This is a genomic window from Lysobacter cavernae, assembly GCF_042648505.1.
Classification (GTDB): domain Bacteria; phylum Pseudomonadota; class Gammaproteobacteria; order Xanthomonadales; family Xanthomonadaceae; genus Lysobacter_L; species Lysobacter_L cavernae.
In genome coordinates this window covers 473839-492793 of the sequence record NZ_JBHRXK010000001.1, presented here as the reverse complement: position 1 = coordinate 492793, position 18955 = coordinate 473839, and the positions used below count along the sequence as shown (strand labels likewise).

General features: G+C 69.1%; 7 protein-coding genes. All 7 read left to right on the top strand.

Going from position 1 to position 18955, the window contains the following annotated elements; genetic code table 11:
• The first annotated feature begins 55 nt into the window (after positions 1-55).
• The 7 genes from ACFOLC_RS02235 to ACFOLC_RS02205 are packed head-to-tail and all read left to right on the top strand — an operon-like array spanning position 56 to position 18949.
• Positions 56-976 (top strand): cupin-like domain-containing protein, encoded by a 921-nt coding sequence (locus ACFOLC_RS02235; protein WP_386757125.1) that lies wholly within the window; start codon positions 56-58, stop codon positions 974-976.
• Complete coding sequence (locus tag ACFOLC_RS02230) at positions 973-8274, top strand: hybrid non-ribosomal peptide synthetase/type I polyketide synthase (RefSeq protein WP_386757123.1); 7302 nt, start codon at positions 973-975, stop codon at positions 8272-8274. The genes ACFOLC_RS02235 and ACFOLC_RS02230 overlap by 4 nt, the downstream gene beginning before the upstream one ends.
• On the top strand, positions 8271-14765 hold the full coding sequence (locus tag ACFOLC_RS02225) for an amino acid adenylation domain-containing protein (RefSeq protein WP_386757121.1): 6495 nt from the start codon (positions 8271-8273) through the stop codon (positions 14763-14765). The genes ACFOLC_RS02230 and ACFOLC_RS02225 overlap by 4 nt, the downstream gene beginning before the upstream one ends.
• A 47-nt stretch (positions 14766-14812) precedes the next feature.
• Positions 14813-15562, top strand: a complete 750-nt coding sequence (locus tag ACFOLC_RS02220; RefSeq protein WP_386757119.1) for a hypothetical protein — start codon at positions 14813-14815, stop codon at positions 15560-15562.
• Positions 15559-16425 carry an alpha/beta fold hydrolase gene (locus ACFOLC_RS02215; RefSeq protein ID WP_386757118.1) on the top strand — a complete coding sequence of 289 codons (867 nt, stop codon included), beginning with the start codon at positions 15559-15561 and terminating at the stop codon, positions 16423-16425. Before ACFOLC_RS02220 ends, ACFOLC_RS02215 begins: the two co-directional genes overlap by 4 nt.
• The gene (locus ACFOLC_RS02210; protein WP_386757116.1) at positions 16422-17420 is read left to right on the top strand and encodes a glycosyltransferase family 2 protein; all 999 of its coding nucleotides are present in this window, start codon (positions 16422-16424) and stop codon (positions 17418-17420) included. The genes ACFOLC_RS02215 and ACFOLC_RS02210 overlap by 4 nt, the downstream gene beginning before the upstream one ends.
• Complete coding sequence (locus tag ACFOLC_RS02205) at positions 17417-18949, top strand: lipopolysaccharide biosynthesis protein (protein WP_386757115.1); 1533 nt, start codon at positions 17417-17419, stop codon at positions 18947-18949. The genes ACFOLC_RS02210 and ACFOLC_RS02205 overlap by 4 nt, the downstream gene beginning before the upstream one ends.
• Positions 18950-18955: the final 6 nt, after the last annotated feature.

The following is an 18955-nucleotide window of genomic DNA, read 5'->3' as shown; positions in this document are numbered from 1 at the left end:
GGGAGGCGGGCGGATGCCTACGACCACATTGGGCCTGGTATCGGCCATTGATTGCATGGCGACGGAACGCAGGCCCCTGATCGACATCGATACCGACGCCTTTCACCCGTGGCGCATCCAACCCGTGCGGCACCACTTGTGTGGGCACCCGTTGCTGCAGCCTGCATCGCTGGTCGAGCTGGGTGCGCGATTGGAAGCGCGCGGCAGCATCCGCAGCCATGGCAACGACGCGACCGCCGGCACGCCGTTCAACGATGCCCCGAACCTGCACCCGAACCGGCAGTCAGCGGCGCAGACCCTGCAGTCGATCGAGGCGGCCAAGGCCTGGATGTCGTTGCTCAACGTGCAGATCGATCCGATCTACCGCGAACTGGTCGGGACGGTGCTCGACAGCGTCCGACCACAGGTCGAGCCACGCGACCCGGGCATGTGCCATCGCGCCGGCTGGATTTTCGTGTCCTCGCCGCGCACGGTGACACCGTTCCATTTCGACAAGGAACACAACTTCATCCTGCAGCTACGCGGCCACAAGCGCGTCTACGTCTGGGACCACCGCGACACGGTCGTGGCGAGCGAGCAGGCACGCGATCGTTTCCACCATCGCCATGAGCGTGACCTGCTGCGCTGGCGCGACGAGTTCCGCGAGCGTGCGCAGGTCTTCGACCTGGAGCCGGGGCAGGGGGCCTACATGCCGTCGACCAGCCCGCACATGGTCGAGAACGGCGACGAGCCGTCGATCACGATGAGCTTCACCTATTACACCCAGGCCACCCGGCGCGACGCCTTGCTGCACAAGCTGCACGCGCTGATGCGCAGTGCCGGCATCGCTCCGCCGGCGGTGGGGCAATGGCCGCTGTTCGACACGCTGACGCACACCGGCGTCGCCTCGATGATCAGCGTGCGCGGCTTCGCCCGTTCGCTCGCCGGTCGTCACGCTGTGCCGGGCGTGGCCCGCTTTGCCGACGTACTGCCATGAACATCGAACGGGCACCGGCCGCAGCGCAGCTCACCGAAGCCACTCCGTTGCTGGAGGTGTTGCCACTGCGCGGTGGTCGCGACGATGGCGCTTGGCAGCATCTGCGCGTGGCACTCGATCCGTCGGTGTTCGCAGCATTGACCGAGGCCGTGCAATCCGTTGCAGCAACGCCAGTCGCATTCGTGTGCACGGCTCTGGCCCTGGTGGAATCGCGGTTGACCGGGGCCGATACGGTGTTGATGACCGCTGGCGATGCATCGAATGTGCGGCAGCTGGCAGTTGCCGTTTCCGGCGGATCGACCTGCGCTGCCTGGCTGGACGAGACCGCGGAGGCGTTGCGGCAAGCGCCGGCCATGACGCAGACGACGACCTGGGCCGTGCTCGCCGGGGACGTCGGCGCCGATGCGGCAGAAACACTCGATTCGGTGTCGCATTCGCTCTGGACGCTGTGCCTGCGGGAACGGGTGCTCGAGGTGAAGTTCAAGGCGCCGCTTACCGTCGATGCGGTTGCCTTGATGGCGGCATGCACGCAACGGGTCCTGCGGGCACTCGCGGCCGGGCATGCGGCGCTCGACGAGGTGGATGTGCTCGACCCGGACGAGCGCCGGCGCCAGTTGTTCGAATGGAACGACACCGCCGTGCCGCGCTCGGTGCAGGACACGGTGCACGGCCGCTTTGCCCGGATCTGCCAGACCCATCCCGATGCCTTGGCCGTGGTCGATGCTCAGTCGTCGCTGAGCTTTGCCGAACTCGACCGCCGTGCTGATGCGCTGGCGCGGCAACTGCACGGGTCGGGTGTCCGGCCCGGGGGCGTGGTGGCGGTGGCGCTGGAACGCTCGGTGGCGGCGGTCGTGGCCGTGCTCGGCGTGCTCAAGGCCGGCGCCGCATACCTGCCGCTTGATGCCACGCAACCGCCCGAGCGCCTGGCCTTCATGCTCGACGATGCCGGCGCCCGGGTGGCGGTGGTCGACGACGACCATCCCGCGCTGCCGCTGCCGGCGGCGATCTTCCGTGTCGCGGTCGGGCAGCCGCCGCAGACGTGGTCGAAGACCGAGGACATCCACAGCCGCGGCGACTCGCTGGCCTACGTGATGTACACCTCGGGCTCGACCGGCACGCCGAAGGGGGTGGAGGTCTGCCACCGCTCGATCCTGCGCCTGGTCTGCGATGTCGACTACATCGAGCTCGGCCCGGACACGCGCATGCTGCACGCCGCGCCGCTCGGTTTCGATGCATCGACGCTGGAGCTGTGGGGGCCGCTGCTCAACGGCGGTTGCGTGGTCGTGCACGACCAGGCCATGCCCACCGGCGCCGGCCTCGCCGCGACCATCTCCCGGCACGGCGTGACCACGGCCTGGCTGACTGCGGCCTTGTTCAACACGGTGGTCGACGAAGACCCGCGGCAGCTGTCCGGCCTGAGCGAACTGTTCACCGGTGGCGAGGCGTTGTCGGTCGACCACGTGCGCCGCATGCGCCGTGCCGCGCCGGCGACGCGCCTGCGCAACGGCTACGGCCCGACCGAATGCACCACCTTCACCTGCACCCATGCCATAGACGAGGTCGAGGAAGGGGCGGCTTCGATTCCGATCGGGCGTCCGATCGCCGATACCCGTGTCTACGTGCTCAACGCGCGCCGTCAGCCCGTGCCGGTCGGGGTGCTGGGCGAGCTGTACGTCGGCGGTGCCGGCGTCGCGCGCGGTTACCTCAAGCGGCCTGAGCTGACCGCCGAACGCTTCGTCACCGATCCCTTCGGTCGCCCCGGCGACTGCCTGTACCGGACCGGCGACCTGGTGCGTTACCGGCCCGATGGCGTCATCGAGTTCGTCGGTCGCAGCGACACCCAGGTCAAGATCCGCGGTTACCGCATCGAGCTGAGCGAGATCGAGGCGGCTCTCGCACAGCATCCCGGCGTGCAGTCCTGCGCGGTGGTCGCACGCGCCGACCCGGCCGGTGAGAAACGCCTGCTGGCGTACGTCGTGGCGATGCCGGGTGCGACGTCGCCCACGGCGCCGGCATTGCGCGCACACCTGGCCGCGACGCTGCCGGACTTCATGCTGCCGGCGCGTTACCTGCTGCTGCCGATGATGCCACTGACGCGCAACGGCAAGCTCGACCGACAGGCCTTGCCGGCGCCGGATCGCAGCCGTCCCGAACTGGCCGCGACCTACGAGCCGCCGCTGGGCGCCAGCGAGCAGCGCCTGTGCACCGCCTTCGCCGCGCAGCTCGACCTCGAGCGCGTCGGGCGCCACGACAATTTCTTCGAGCTCGGCGGCAACTCGTTGCTGGCGCTGCGCCTGCTGGAGCAACTGCGTGGCGGGCGCGGCAGCGGCATCGCCGCGACCACGCTGTTCCAGTATCCGACACCGGCGGCGTTGGCGGCAGCGCTCGACGGCGCGGCGGCGCAGGCCGTCGACACCACGCGCCTGGCGCGTACACCGGCACGTCACGAGGGTGCCGAACCGATCGCGATCATTGCCATGGCCGGGCGCTTCCCCGGCGCGGCTGATGTCGAGGCGTTCTGGCAGAACCTCTGCGACGGCCGCGACTCGATCACGGTGTTCCGCAGCGACGAACTCGACCCCGGTGTCAGCGATGCCGACCGCAACGATCCGGCCTATGTGCCCGCGCGCGGCGTGATCGGCGGCGTCGAGCAGTTTGATGCGGCGTTCTTCGGGATCAGCCCGAAGGAAGCCGAGTTGATGGATCCGCAGCAGCGCATCTTCCTGGAACTGTGCTGGGAGTGCCTGGAGCGCGGCGGCCACGTGCCCGATGCGACGCCGGGCCCGGTCGGTGTGTTCGCCGGCATGTACAACGCCACCTACTTCCAGCGCCATGTCGCCGCACGGCCGGACCTGATCGCCAAGCTCGGCGCGTTCCAGGTGATGCTCGACAACGAGAAGGACTACATCGCCACCCGCGTCGCGCACAAGCTCAACCTCACCGGGCCGGCGATCAGCGTGCACACCGCCTGCTCGACCTCGCTGGTGGCGATCTGCCAGGCGGTGGCCAGCCTGCGCGCGGGCGCCTGCGACATGGCTCTGGCCGGCGGCGCCTCGGTCACCTGTCCACCGCGCAGCGGCTACCTGTACCAGGAAGGCTCGATGCTGTCGCCGGACGGACACACCCGCAGCTTCGACGCGCGCGCACAGGGCACGGTGTTCAGCGACGGCGCGGCGGTGGTGCTGCTCAAGCGCCTGTCCGATGCGATCGCCGACGGCAACCCGGTCCATGCCGTGATCCGCGGTGGCGCGGTCAACAACGACGGCGGCGGCAAGGCCAGTTTCACCGCGCCCAGCAGCGACGGGCAGGCGGCGGTGATCGCGATGGCGCTCGACGATGCCGGCGTCGAGGCGCGCAGCATTGGCTATGTCGAAGCCCACGGCACCGCCACGCCGCTGGGCGACCCGATCGAGATCGAAGGCCTGGTCAAGGCCTTCCGTCGCAGTACGTCCGACACCGGCTTCTGCCGGATCGGCTCGGTCAAGAGCAACATCGGCCACACCGTGACCGCTGCTGGCGCCGCCGGCGTGATCAAGACCGCGCTGGCCCTGCAACAGCACACGATTCCGGCCACCGTGCATTTCCAGTCGGGAAACCCGGTCATCGACTTTGCCGGCTCGCCGTTCGTGGTCAATGCCGGACTGGACGAATGGCGCAGCGACGGCATGCCACGTCGCGCCGGCGTGAGTTCGTTCGGTGTCGGCGGCACCAACGCGCACGTGGTGCTCGAGGAGGCGCCGCCGCTGCCGGCATCGGAGCCGGCGCAGGGGCCGCAGCTGCTGGTGCTGTCGGCGCGGACGCCCACCGCACTCGGGCAGGCCGCCGCGCAACTGGCCGATCATCTTCAGGCCCAACCCGAGTCCAACCTGGCCGACGTCGCCTGGACGCTGGCGACCGGCCGCAAGGCCTTCGCGCACCGCGTGACCGTGGTGGCCGACAGCGTGGACGATGCGGTCGCCGCATTGCGCAGCCCCGATACCGAGGCTGCTGTGGCGCGCAGCCGTCCCGCCCGCCATAGCGACGTGGTGTTCCTGTTCCCGGGCCAGGGGGCGACCTACGCCGGCATGGGGCGCGAGCTGTACGCGACCGAACCCGCGTTCCGCGAGGCGTTCGACGAATGCGCCAATTCACTGCGCGACGAACTCGGCTTCGACCTGCGCGAGCGCGTGTTCAGCGATGATCCACAGGCCCTGCTGCCGACCGCGGTGATGCAGCCGGCGACGTTCGCGATCGAGTACTCACTGGCGCGGTTGTGGATGAGCTTCGGTCTCACGCCGGCCGCGATGATCGGCCACAGCGTCGGCGAGTTCGTCGCGGCGACGCTGGCCGGTGTGTTCACGCTGCCCGACGCCCTGCGCCTGGTTGCCCGACGTGGGGCGCTGATGCAGGCCCAGCCCGGGGGCAGCATGCTGTCGGTGCGGCTGGCGCTGGATGCACTGCTGCCGCGCTTGCCCGCCGCGCTGTCGCTGGCCGCGGAAAATGCCCCCGGCAATTGCGTGGTCGCCGGTGCGAACGAGGCGATTGCGCAGTTCCAGGCGCAACTCGACGCCGAAGGCATCGCCTGTCGTGCCTTGCGCACCTCGCACGCGTTCCACTCGGCGATGATGGAGCCGGTGGTGGCGCCGTTCCTGGCCGAAGTGGCCGCCGTCGCACGCGCCGCGCCGCAACTGCCGCTGGTTTCGACCGTCAGCGGCGATTGGCTCGATGCCGCCAACGCAACGTCGCCCGAATACTGGGCGCGCCACCTGCGTGAGCCAGTGCGGTTCGCCGCTGCGCTGGGCCGCGTGCTCGACGTGCCGGCGCGGGTGCTGCTCGAAGTCGGTCCGCGCGCCACCCTCAGTGCCTTGTCGCGTCAGCACCCCGACACCCAGAAGCATCACATCGCGGCGATCGCCTCGTTGTCCGACACACCACATGCCGAGCCGGCCAATATCCGAACCGCCGCCGGCCAACTGTGGATGCGCGGCGCCGCGCTCGACCCGGCCGTGTTTGATAGCCGTGGCCTGCGCCGGCGCCTGCGTCTGCCGACGTACCCGTTCGAGCGTCAGCGCTATTGGATCGAGGCCGCCGTGGCCGCGTCCAACGTGGTTGCGCATCCCGCCATCGCCGCGCCCGCGGCCCTGGAGACCGTCATGCCCCATGCCGTCACGTCGTTGCCTGCGGCGTCCACCGCCACGCCCGCCACCGATCGCCGGCCGCGGTTGATCGCGCAGCTCAAGCAGGTGTTCGAGGACGTGGCCGGCTTCGACCTGGCCGATGCCGACACCGAGGCCAACTTCATCGAGCTCGGCCTCGACAGCCTGATGCTGACCCAGGTCGCCTTGCAGTTGCAGAAGAGCTTCGCGGTACCCATCACCTTCCGCCAGCTGATGGGGGAGGGCGGCAGCCTCGCGCGTCTGGCCACGATGCTGGACGCGCAGCTGCCGCCGGATGCGATGGCACCGGCCGATGCCGCGGCGCAGGGTTTTCCGGTGTCGACGACGCCGTCGCTGCAGGTGCTCCCTGTGTCGGCGCCGTCGATCACCGCTGTGACATTGGCAGCGGGCGCCGGCGACGACTACGTGCGCCAGGTGATCGCGCAGCAGATGCAGCTGATGGCGCAGCAGCTCGCGCTGCTGACCGGACAAGGGGCTGGTGCCGCTGCTGCAACGCCCGTCCCGGTCATGGCGGCCGCGGCTCCAGCCACACCGCCGCAGACGGCATCGGCAGCAGAGGCCAGTGACGAAGAAGCCGCGCTCGCCCATACCCGGTACGACGTCAAGAAAGCCTTCGGCGCGATCGCGCGCATCGACAACAACGCACGCTTCGAACTCAGCGAGCGCCAGCGTGGAAAGCTCGATGCGTTCATCGACCGCTATGTCGCGCGCACCGCCAAATCGAAGGCTTACACGCAGGCGCACCGTGCGCGCATGGCCGACCCGCGCGTGGTCAACGGCTTCCGGCCGTTGCTGAAGGAGATCGTCTACCAGATCGTGATCGAGCGCTCCAAGGGCGCACACCTGCACGACCTCGACGGCAACGACTATGTCGATGCCCTCAACGGCTTCGGCATGAGCCTGTTCGGCTGGCAGCCGGAGTTCGTTCTCGACGCCGTGCGTCGTCAGCTCGAACTCGGTTACGAGATCGGGCCGCAACACCCGCTCGCCGGCGAAGTCGCTCAGCTGGTGTGCGAGGTCACCGGCCACGATCGCGCCGCGTTGTGCAACACCGGCTCGGAGGCGGTGTTGGGCGCGTTGCGGATCGCGCGCACCGTGACCGGGCGCGAGACCGTCGTGCTGTTCACCGGTGCCTACCACGGCATCATCGACGAGATGATCGTGCGCGGCACACGCAAGCTGCGCGCGGTGCCGGCCGCGCCGGGCATCCTGCGCAACACCGCCGAGCACGTGCTGGTGCTCGACTACGGCACGCCCGAGTCGCTGCAGATCATCCGCGAGCGCGCGCACGAGATCGCCGCGGTGCTGGTCGAGCCGGTGCAAAGCCGGCGGCCCGACTTCCAGCCGCGCGAGTTCCTGCACGAGTTGCGCCAGATCACGCGCGACAACGGCGCCTTGCTGGTGTTTGATGAAGTGGTCACCGGCTTTCGCGCGCACCCGGGCGGCGCCCAGGCCGTGTTCGGCCTGCAGGCCGACCTGGCGACCTACGGCAAGGTGGTCGGCGGCGGCTATCCGATCGGCGTGATCGCCGGCCGGCGCGAATTCATGGATGCGCTCGACGGCGGCCACTGGCAGTTCGGCGATGATTCGATGCCGACCGTGGGCGTGACCTATTTCGCCGGCACCTTCGTGCGCCATCCGTTGGCGCTGGCCGCGGCCCATGCCGTGCTCACGCACATCAAGGAGCAGGGCGCACCGCTGCAGGAGCGCCTCAATGCGCGGGCCACGGCGATGGCCGTCGAGCTCAATGCGTTCTGCGCCGATCACGGTGCGCCGATCGAGGTCCGCCATTTCGCCTCGGTATGGAAGACCTTCTTCCTTGAGGATCACCCGCTGCAGGACTTGTTGTTCGCGATGATGCGAAGCCGCGGCGTGCACATTCTCGACAACTTCCCCTGCTTCCTGACCACCGCGCACAGCGAGGCCGACTTCCAGCGCATCATCCAGGCCTTCAAGGACTCGGTGATCGAGCTGCAGGAGGCCGAGTTCCTGCCACGGCGCAGCGCAACCCCGCGCACAGTGATGGATGCGGCACGGCCGGCGGTGGCAGGTGCGCGCCTGGGCCGCGAACCCGACGGCCGCCCGGCCTGGTTCGTGCCGCATCCCGAGCAGGCAGGCAAGTACGTCAAGGTGGGCGGATGAGCCAAACCGCGCCCGTCGCCGAGGCGTCCATCGCCGTCGACTACGACCCGTTCGCCGGCGGCGAGCTGTCGCGGGTGGTACCGACGACCGAACCGCAGCGCGAGGTCTGGCTGGCCGATCGGCTCGGCCCGGATGCCTCGCTCGCGTTCAATGAATCGGTGTCGCTGCGCCTGCGCGGGCCACTCGACAGCGCGGCATTGCAGGCGGCGCTAAAGGCCGTGGTGGATCGCCACGACGCCCTGCGCGCCAATTTCGGCCCCGATGGCGAGACGTTGTGTGTGCATGAGCGGATCGAACTGGCGATGCCGCTGCGGGACCTGGCGGCGTTGCCGGAGCCGCAACGCACGGAGGCGCTCGACCAGCGCCTGCACGAGGCGGTGGACACACCGTTTGCACTTGATCGCGATGTGCTGTTGCGCGCCGAGCTGCTGCGCCTGGGGACGGACGAGCACGTGCTGCTGCTTACCGCCCACCACATCGTCTGCGACGGCTGGTCGTGGTGGGTGCTGGTGCGCGAGCTCGGCAACTTCTATGCGCAGCATGGCGGCCACGCCGAGGTTGTCGCGCCCGAAGCGGAGGCATTCGCCGATTACGCCCTGGCCGAGGCCACGCGTGCGGGTGGAGACGGTGCTGACGAGGCCTACTGGTTGTCGCGTTTCGTCGACGGTGCGCCGGTACTGGACCTGCCCACCGATCGCCCGCGTCCGCTGCGGCGCAGCTTTGCCTCCGCGCGCGAGGACTGCTGCCTCGATACCGAACTGGTCGCGGCGATCCGCCGCCTCGGCGCACGCCGCGGCGCCAGCCTGTTCGCGACCTTGTTGGCCGGTTTCGCCACGCTGTTGTCGCGGTTGTGCGCGCAGTCGCAGGTGGTGATCGGCATCCCGGCGGCGGGACAGTCGGTCGACGGCCACGATCATCTGGTCGGGCACTGCGTCAACCTGCTGCCGTTGCGCTTCGACCTGGACCCGGCGCAGCCGTTCGCGCAGGCGCTGGACGCGGCACAGGACATTCTGCTCGATGCGCTGGAGCACCAGCGCTACACCTTCGGCACGTTGTTGAAGAAGCTGCGCATCGAACGCGATCCGGCGCGATTGCCGCTGATCAGCGTGATGTTCAACATCGACCAGGCGCTGGACCACGAGAGCACCGGCTTCCCGGGCCTGGCCCTGGACTTCAGCTGCAATCCGCGCAGCCACGAGAACTTCGAGCTGTTCGTCAACGCGGTTCAGGCGCATGGCGAGCTGCGGCTGGAATGCCAGTACAACCGCGACCTGTTCGATGCGGCGACGGTGCGGCGGTGGCTGGCGGCGTTCGAGTCGCTGCTGCGCGCTGCGGTCGTGCAGCCTGAGGCGCGGGTTGCCGCTCTGCCGCTGGTCGATGCCGATGCCTGTGCCGAGCTGGCCGCGTTGCAGCCGCCGCCCGTCGCCTACGATCGCGACGGCCGCATGCACGAGTCCTTCGAGGCGCAGTGCGACCAGACCCCACAACGCACCGCCTTGCATTGCGGCGATGCGCACCTGAGCTATGCGGAGCTGGACGCGCGCGCCAATCGCATCGCCCACCTGCTGCGCGCGCGCGGCGTGCGCCGTGGCGCCCTGGTTGGCCTGGCCCTGGATCGCAACGCCGACATGCTCGCGGCACTGCTCGGCGTACTCAAGTGCGGCGCCGGCTACGTGCCGCTGGACCCGCAGTTCCCGGCCGAGCGCCTGGCCTACATGGCCGGCGACGCCGGTCTGGCGGCCCTGCTGACCCAGCAACGGCATGCCGCGCATTTCGACCTGCGCGGTCGTCCAGTGCTGATGCTCGACCGCCTCGACGACGAGTTGGCCACGCAGCCGACGAGTCGGCTCGGTCGTGACGAAGATGCCGCCACGCCGGAGTCGGTCGCCTACGTGATCTACACCTCGGGCTCCACCGGTCGCCCCAAGGGCGTGCAGGTGCCGCATCGCGCGGTCAACAACTTCCTGGTGGGGATGCGGCGCGAGCCCGGTATCGGCGCCGACGACCGCTTGCTCGCAGTGACCACGCTGTCGTTCGACATCGCGGTGCTCGAATTGCTGTTGCCGCTTAGCGTGGGCGCGGCGGTGGTACTGGCCGACCGAGACAGCGCCAGCGACGGTGGCGCGTTGAAAGCCCTGCTGGCTGCGAGCGGCGCGACGATCATGCAAGCCACGCCAGCCACCTGGCGCCTGCTGCTCGAGGCCGGCTGGACCGGCGACAGCGGCTTCACCGCCTTGTGCGGCGGCGAAGCGCTGCCACCGGATCTGGCCGCGCAACTGCTGCCGCGTTGCGCGGCACTGTGGAATCTGTACGGCCCGACCGAGACCACGGTGTGGTCGACCTGTGCCCGCATCGCCGCCGCGCCCGGTGGGCCGATCGATGTGCACATCGGCCGGCCGATCGCCAATACGCAGGTGTGGATCCTCGACGCACAGGGCGAGCCGTGCCCGCGCGGCGTACCCGGTGAGATCTGCATCGGCGGCGACGGTGTGACACTGGGGTACCTCGACCGTCCGGAGCTCACCGCCGACCGTTTCATCCCCGATCGTTTCGCCGGCGCGGAGCGTTCCACAGTGGGCAGGGCCGCCATGCTGTACCGCACCGGCGACCGCGGCCGCTGGCGCGCCGATGGCAACCTCGAGCACCTCGGCCGCCTCGATTTCCAGGTCAAGGTGCGTGGCTACCGCATCGAACTGGGCGAGATCGAGAACCACCTCGCCAGCCATCCACGGGTGGCGCGCGTGGTGGCGATGGCGCGCGAGGACCGGCCCGGTGACGTGCGCCTGGCCGCCTACGTGGTCGCACAGCCCGGAGCCGCGATCGACGAGGCCGCGCTGCAGGCGCACCTGCGCCAGGCCCTGCCGGATTACATGATCCCGCAGCACATCGTGGCACTGGACGCGATGCCGCTGTTGCCGAACGGCAAGATCGACCGCAAGGCGCTGCCGGTGCCGACCCACCGTCCCGAGGGCGTCGAAACCGCGCGCACCGAGCCGCGCAATGCGCTGGAACGCACCATTGCCGCGGCGATGGCGCAGGTGCTCGGCGTGCCGGAAGTCGGTATCGACGACGACTTCTTCGCCTTCGGCGGACATTCGCTGTTGGCCGCGCAGCTGACGTCGCGGTTGAATCGCGAGCTCGGTGCATCGCTGTCACTGCGTGCGTTGTTTGACGGCCCGACGGTCGCGCGCCTGGCGAAGCAGGTCGCTACGCAGAAGACCACGCCAGCCGGCGCAGCACGGACATCGGTCGCCCGTCGCGCCGATCAGCGCCGGGCGCCGCTGTCGCTGATGCAGCAGCGGCTGTGGGTGCTGGAGCAGATGGAACCAGGGCGGGTCACCTACAACACGCCGTCGGCGCATCGCCTGCGCGGGCCGATGGACCTGGCCGCGTTCGAGCGTGCCTTCCAGGAACTGCTGCGACGCCAGGCCGCATTGCGCACGATCATCGTGCCCGAAGGCGATGGCGCGGTGCAGGTGGTCTGCGATCGGGTCGATGCCTCGCTGCTGCCAGTCGAGGACCTGTCGGCGCTGCCGGTATCCGAGCGCGAAACCGCATTGCAACAACGCCTGGAAGCACTGACTGCTGCGCCGTTCCAGCTCGATCAGGCGCCGCTGTTCCGCGCGCGCCTGTTCCGTCTGGGCGAGCAGGAGCACGCGCTGTTCTTCATGACCCATCACATCATCTGGGACGGCTGGTCGTTCGACCTGTTCTACAGCGAGATGGCGTCCCTGTACGAGGCCTTCGTCGCCGGCCGGCCGTCGCCGTTGCCCGAGCTCGAAGTCAGCTACGGCGACTTCAGCGAATGGCACCTGCAATGGCTGCGCGGCGACGAGCTCGAATCGCAGATCGCCCACTGGAAACAGCACCTCGCCGGTGACCTGGAGCCGCTGCAACTGCCGCACGATCACCCGCGTCCGGTGCACACCACGGGTGGCGGCAGCACCGAATGGGTGCATGTCGACCGCTCCCTGGCCGAGGCCATGCACGAGGTCGGCGCAGGCGCCGAGGCCACGTTGTTCATGACCCTGCTGGCGGCGTACTACGCGCTGCTGCATCGGCTCAGCGGCCAGCGCGACCTCATCGTCGGCCTGCCGGTGCGCAACCGCAGCAGCGAGGCGCTGGAAACGGTGATGGGCTTCTTCGTCAACATGCTGCCGCTGCGCCTGCGCATCGATCCGGAGCAACCGTTCATCGAGCTGGTGCGCGCGGTGCGTGCGGCAGTGGTTGATGCTTTCGCCTATCCGGACGTGCCGTTCGAGCATCTGGTGCGCAAACTCAACGTGCCGCGCGACACCAGCCGCTCGCCGATCTACCAGGCGCTGTTCTCGTTCCAGGACGTGCGCCAGCGCAAGACCCGCTGGGGCGAGCTGCAGCACGAACACCTGCTGCTGTTCCAGCGCGGCACCAGCAATGATGTCGGGCTGTGGTTCCTCGAACACGGCGACGGCCTGTCCGGCGGCCTGACCTACAACACCGACATCCTCAGCGCCGACACCGCGACGCGGCTGCACCAGCGCTTCATCGCACTGCTCGAGTCGGTGCGGCGCGATCCGGGCACCGCCGTCGGCGACCTCGACCTCTTTTGCGACGACGACCGCCGTCTGCTCGCCGACGCCAATGCGACCGCCGCAGCGCAACCGGTCGAGCGCACGGTTCATGCCTTGCTCGACGCACAGGCCGAGCGCACGCCGGCGCGCACGGCGATCCGCTTCGACGACACGACGACCAGTTACGCGCAACTGCAGGCGCGCAGCCGGCGCATCGCCGCGGGCCTGCACGCGCGTGGCGTGCGTGCCGGCGACCTGGTCGGCATCTGCCTCGACCGCGGCCCCGACCTGGTGGCATCGATGCTCGCCGTGCTGCGGCTCGGCGCGGCCTACGTGCCGCTCGATCCCGCGTATCCGGCCGAGCGCCTGCGTTTCATGGCCGACGATGCCCGGCTCGCGCTGGTGGTGAGCCGCGGTGCGCAGGTCGATGCGCTGGCCTGGCCGCGCGAAAAGCTGATGCTGCTGGACGCCGATGCGCAGTCGATCGAGGCGCAGCCGCTGGTCGATGACGTTCCGGTCGCTGCGGATGCGGTCGCCTACGTGATCTACACCTCGGGCTCGACCGGCAAGCCCAAGGGCGTGCAGGTGCCGCACCGCGCGGTGCTGAACTTCCTGGCGAGCATGCGCCAACGGCCGGGGTTGGCCGCGGACGATCGCCTGCTGGCGATCACCACGACCTCGTTCGACATCGCGGTGCTCGAACTGTTCCTGCCGTTGAGCCTGGGCGCCGAGGTGGTGATGGCGCGCCGCGAAACCGCAGCGGACGGTCATGCCTTGGCTGCATTGCTGGACGCTAGCGCGGCCACGGTGATGCAGGCGACGCCGTCGACCTGGCGCATGCTGATCGACACCGGCTGGGCACCGCGCGCGGGTTTCAAGGCGTTGTGCGGTGGCGAGGCACTGGCGGCGGATCTCGCCGTGCAGCTGCACGCGCGCTGTGCCGAGGTCTGGAACCTGTACGGCCCGACCGAAACCACGGTGTGGTCGACCTGCTGGCGCGTGGATGATCCGGGTCACGGTATCATTGCCATCGGCACTCCGATCGCCAACACGGTGGTGCGCATCCTCGACGAACGCCTGCGGCCGTGCCCGATTGGCGTGCCGGGCGAAATCTGCATCGGCGGGGAAGGGGTGGCGGTCGGCTACCTGCATCGGCCGGAACTCACCGCCGAGCGCTTCATCGTCGATCGCCATGCTGCTCCGTCTGCCGATGGCGCGTCGCCGCCGCGTCTGTACCGCACCGGCGACCTCGGTCGCTGGCGTGCGGACGGACAACTCGAGCATCTTGGCCGGCTCGATTTCCAGCTCAAGCTGCGCGGCCACCGCATCGAGCTGGGCGAGGTCGAACACGCTCTGCTGTCGCATCCGCAGGTAGCGCGCGCGGTCGCGGTTGCACGCGAGGACCGCCCCGGCGATGTGCGTCTGGTCGCGTACGTGGTCGCTGCGCCGCAACGGGCATTGGCCGAAGCGGCGCTGATCGCGCACCTGCGCAACACGCTGCCCGATTACATGATCCCGCAGCACCTCGTCGTGCTCGATGCCCTGCCGTTGCTGCCAAACGGCAAGATCGACCGCAAGTCCTTGCCGCATCCGCGACCGTCGTTGGCCACCGCGCCAGCAACCGTGGCGGACGCGGCGCCGCCCGACCCGCGCGTGGACTACCTGGCCGGCGTCTGGGCCGGGCTGCTGGGGGGCGAGGTCACACCGACGGACAATTTCTTCGATCTCGGTGGCCACTCCATGCTGGCCGTGCAGATGGCCAACCGCGTTGCCCGCGACACCGGCGTGCGCATCAAATTGATCCGCCTGGCAACGCAGACGCTGGCGCAGATCGCAGTCGATCTGCCGCAGCACGGGGCCGTTGCGCCGCAGCAACCCCTCGGCGCGCGTATTGCCCGCGGCTTCATCCGTCTGTTCCAGAGCAACAAGGCCCGGTATTGATGACCCGACCGTTCTTCTTCGGCCCTCCACAACGATCGCTGTTCGGGATGTTGCACGCCGTCGACGGCGCGCGTGGCGATGCGCTGCTGATGTGTCCGCCGTTGTTGCAGGACGGGATCCGCAGCCAGCGTGCGCTGTGGTCGCTGGCGCAGGCGCAGGCCGTGGCCGGCACGACCGTGCTGCGCTTCGACTGGTTCGGCAGCGGCGACTCCGCCGGGGACAGCCGTGAGCTGAGCTGGGCTGGGTTGCAGGACGATCTCGGCGCCGCCGTATCAGCCCTGCGCGACCTTTCCGGAGTCGCCCGGCCACACCAGCTGGCCTTGCGCAGCGCCGCACTGCCGGTGCTGGCCCGTGCCGCAAGCAACAACGAGCCGGTGGATCTGGTGCTGTGGGATCCGCACCTGCTCGGCAGCGCCGTGGTCGACGACTGGCGCCAGCAACATCGACAGCAACTGCACGAGGCCGGACGCTACCCGTTCGGCAGCGATGGGAATGCGGCGGATGAGTTGATCGGTTTCGATCTTGACCCGGCATGGCTGGACACGCTGGCACGGCAGGATGCCAACCAGTGGCCGCTGCCCGCGGGCAGTCGAGTATTGCTGGCGGTCTGGGAGATGACACCAGCGCTGCAGCAGTACGCGGCGCGGCAGCGCGAAGCCGGCGTCGCGGTGGACGTGCTGACGTTCGACGTCGCCGATGCGCCGTTGTTCGACGATCCGAACCTGTTCGAGTCGCTGGCACTGCCGCGCCGTAGCGTGGCACAGCTGGCGCGGAACCTGTCCGGCGGCGCGCCGTGAACGAGTTCGTACGTCAGGTCGGTTCGATCGAACGCGCCGATAATGGTCTGGGCGAGAGCGCGCACCGCTTCGGAACCGGATTGATCGGTGTCCTTGGTCGTCCCCGTGGCGGCGCTTCCAACACGGCGGCACGCACCGCCGTGATCCTGCTCAATGCCGGCCTGATGCACCGCGTCGGGCCGTTCCGTGGCTATGTGCAGCTGGCGCGGGCGCTGAATGCGTGCGGGTTCGCCGTGCTGCGTTTCGACCAGTCCGGCTTGGGCGACAGCCCGATATCGCCGCTGGCCTCGGCCGAGCGCCGTCTCGGCGAGGTGCAGGCGGCGATGGCTTTGTTGCAGGCCGAAACCGGCGCCGAGCAGTTCGTGCTCGGCGGCATCTGTTCCGGGGCCGACGACGCGTTTCATCTGGCGGTCGGTGACGAGCGCGTGGTCGGCACCGTGCTGCTGGACGGGTTGGCGCACCGCACGGCCGGCTTCTGGCTGCGCCACCTGTGGCCGCGCCTGCTAGATCCGCGCAGGATCTGGACCGCGCTGCGCCATCGCGGCGCGCACCAGCCCGGCCTGGACGATTACCGTGACTTCCCGCCGCGGGCACTGGCCGCGCGGCAGATGGCGCAACTCGTCGCACGCGATGTGCGCCTGTTGTTCATCTATACCGGCGGCGCGTACCGGTACTTCAACCATCGCGGCCAGCTGGCGGCGTGCCTCGGCAAGGCGGCACGGGCCCGGCAGGTATCACTGCAGTATTGGCGCGACTGTGATCACACCTTTTATCTGCGCCGCGACCGCCTGCGCCTGCAACAGGCCGTGACGGCCTGGATGCAGGCGCAATTCGTCGAAGACCGGGCCGGGACCAAGCCATGAACGATGGATTGCGCGCGCCGCGGACAGTGCCCGAAAGCGGTCATGCGCCTGCGCGCTACAAGACGGCTGGGGACGATGCCCGCACGCCCGTGGTCAGCGCGATCACACCGGTCTACAACGGCGAGCGCTACCTCGAGGCGGCATTGCGCAGCGCGTTGGCGCAGTCGTTTTCCGGACTGGAGATCATTGTCCTCAACGACGGTTCCAGCGACCGCAGTGGCGAGATCGCCCGCGACTACGCCGCCACCTACCCGCAGACGGTGCGCTACTTCGAGCAGGCCAATGCCGGCCTGTGCGCCGCGCGCAATGCCGCCATGGTCGAGGCGCGCGGGCGCTACCTGGCCCTGCTGGATTGCGACGACCTGTGGATGCCGCAGCACCTGTCGCAGGCGGTGGCCGCGCTGGAGGCCGACCCGGGCACGGTGCTGGTGCACGCCGATGTCCGCTTCGTCGACGAGCACGATACGGTGACGGCGTTGTTCCTCGACCGCGGGCGCTGGTCGCGCTGGGCCGACGATCCGTTCAGGGCGATCCTGCTGCGGCACGAGCACGTGGCCTGTCCGACCGCGGTGTTCCGTCGCGACATGGCCGAAGCGCTGGGCGGTTTCGACCTGCGCTATTCCTACCTGGGCTGCGAGGACCGCGATCTGTGGCTGCGCCTGTGCCTGCGCGGCCGGGTGCGGCACCTGTCCTACCACGGAGCCGATTACCGCGTGCACGGTGGCGGGATGAGCCGCAATCGCGAGCGCATGCTGCGCGCACGGCAACTTCTGGTCGAACGCATGCGTGATTTTCCCGAAGGCCGGCGCCTACATTCGGCGGCCCAGGCCGCGTTGGCGCTGAGCGAGGCCGAAGAGTGCTCGCCCGAACGGGAGTACCAACGCATGTGGCAGGCCTACCTGCAGGCGGTGCACCTGAATCCGCGCGACACACGTGGCTGGCGCGGGCTGTTGCGCGCATCAGCCGCGTATCGTTTTGGTGGGGGCGGGTCATGATCGCCGCGGACAAGGTGGACATGCCGCCCGGGCACGGCACGGTCACCCCAAAGCGGCACGGCCTGGTCACGCACTACCTGCGCTATTCCACCGGCAGTTTGCTGGTGATCACCGCAGGCCTGGTCTCGTTCCCGATCCTGACCCGTCTGCTCGACAATACCCAGTACGGCATCCTCGGCTATTACGACACTTGGGTGCTGCTGGCGGTATCGCTGGGCAAGCTCGGGGCGCAGCACGCGGTGCTGCGCTTCTATCCGCATGACGGCGACGCCGCGCGGCTGCGCTCGTTTTCCACCAACCTGTTCTATTTGCCGCTGGCGATCTCGTTGCTGCTGTGGGGCGCGATCGTGCTTGGCACGCTGCTTGTCGATGCGGCCAGCGGGCTACGGCAGTCGCCGATGTTCTGGCTGGCCCTGGGCATGATGCCGATGCTGGTGTTCGCAAGCATGGTCGAGATGGTGCTGCGCGCGAGCGAGAACTCACGTCTGGTGATGCTCACGCGTGTCGGTTGGCGTTGGCTGGAGCTGGTGCTGATGCTGGGTGCGGTGCTGCTGTTGCAGCACAGCGCGATGGCGGCGTATGGCGGCAAGATGCTCGCGGCGGTGCTGGCGGTCGTGTTCTTCGTCCATTGGGCGCGGCGTCACCTGGTGTACTCGCGCGAGCTGCTCGATCCGGCGATGCTGCGCCAAGGCATGCTCTACGGCCTGCCGCTGCTGGCAAACGAGCTGATCATGGTGACGCTGGTGTCGGTCGACCGCCTGATGCTCAAGAACCTGCTCGGTGATTTCGCCCCGGTCGGCATCTACACCATCGGCTCCTCGCTGGCGATGCAGGTCAATGTGTTTCTCAGCATCACCTTGTTCGAGGCGTTCGCGCCGGCGGCGAACCGGCTCTACGACACCGAAGGGCCGGTCGCGGTGCGTGCGCTGAAGGAGCGCATCCTGCTGCCGATGACCTATGTCTCGATCGGCATCGCGGCCTTGTTGTGGTGCTTCGGCACCGATGTGATCGTGGCGCTGAGCGGCCACGGCAAGGCCGCGTCCGGTCCGGTGTTTTCGTGGTTGGGCATCGTCTACGCGCTGCAGCCGGTGCTGATGGTGGCGGGTTATGGCCTGTTGCTGGAGAAACGCTCATTCAAAGTGCTGGTGTTGATGGCCAGCGGTTTGCTGCTCAACGTGGCACTCAACCTGTGGTGGATCCCGCTGCACGGAGTGATGGGGGCGGTGTATGCGACGGCCGTGAGCTCGCTGATGCTGGCCACGGCGCATTGCCTGCTGGTGCCGCGTGCCTTGCTGCAGCTGCCGCAGCCGCGCGTCGTGGCGACCGCGGTCGCGGCGGCCGTGCTGTGCGTGGCGGGGGTCTGGGCCGGTGGATTGCTCGACCTGCGCCCGGGTTGGGCGCGCCTGATGCTGGGTGGGAGCACGGCCGCATTGCTGTATGCGCTGGCGGTGCTCACACTGGATGCGAGGATGCGGGCCTTGCTGCGGCGATGGTGGCCGTCTGCGGGCTCGGCCAACTCGGCAGGCTGAAGCGCC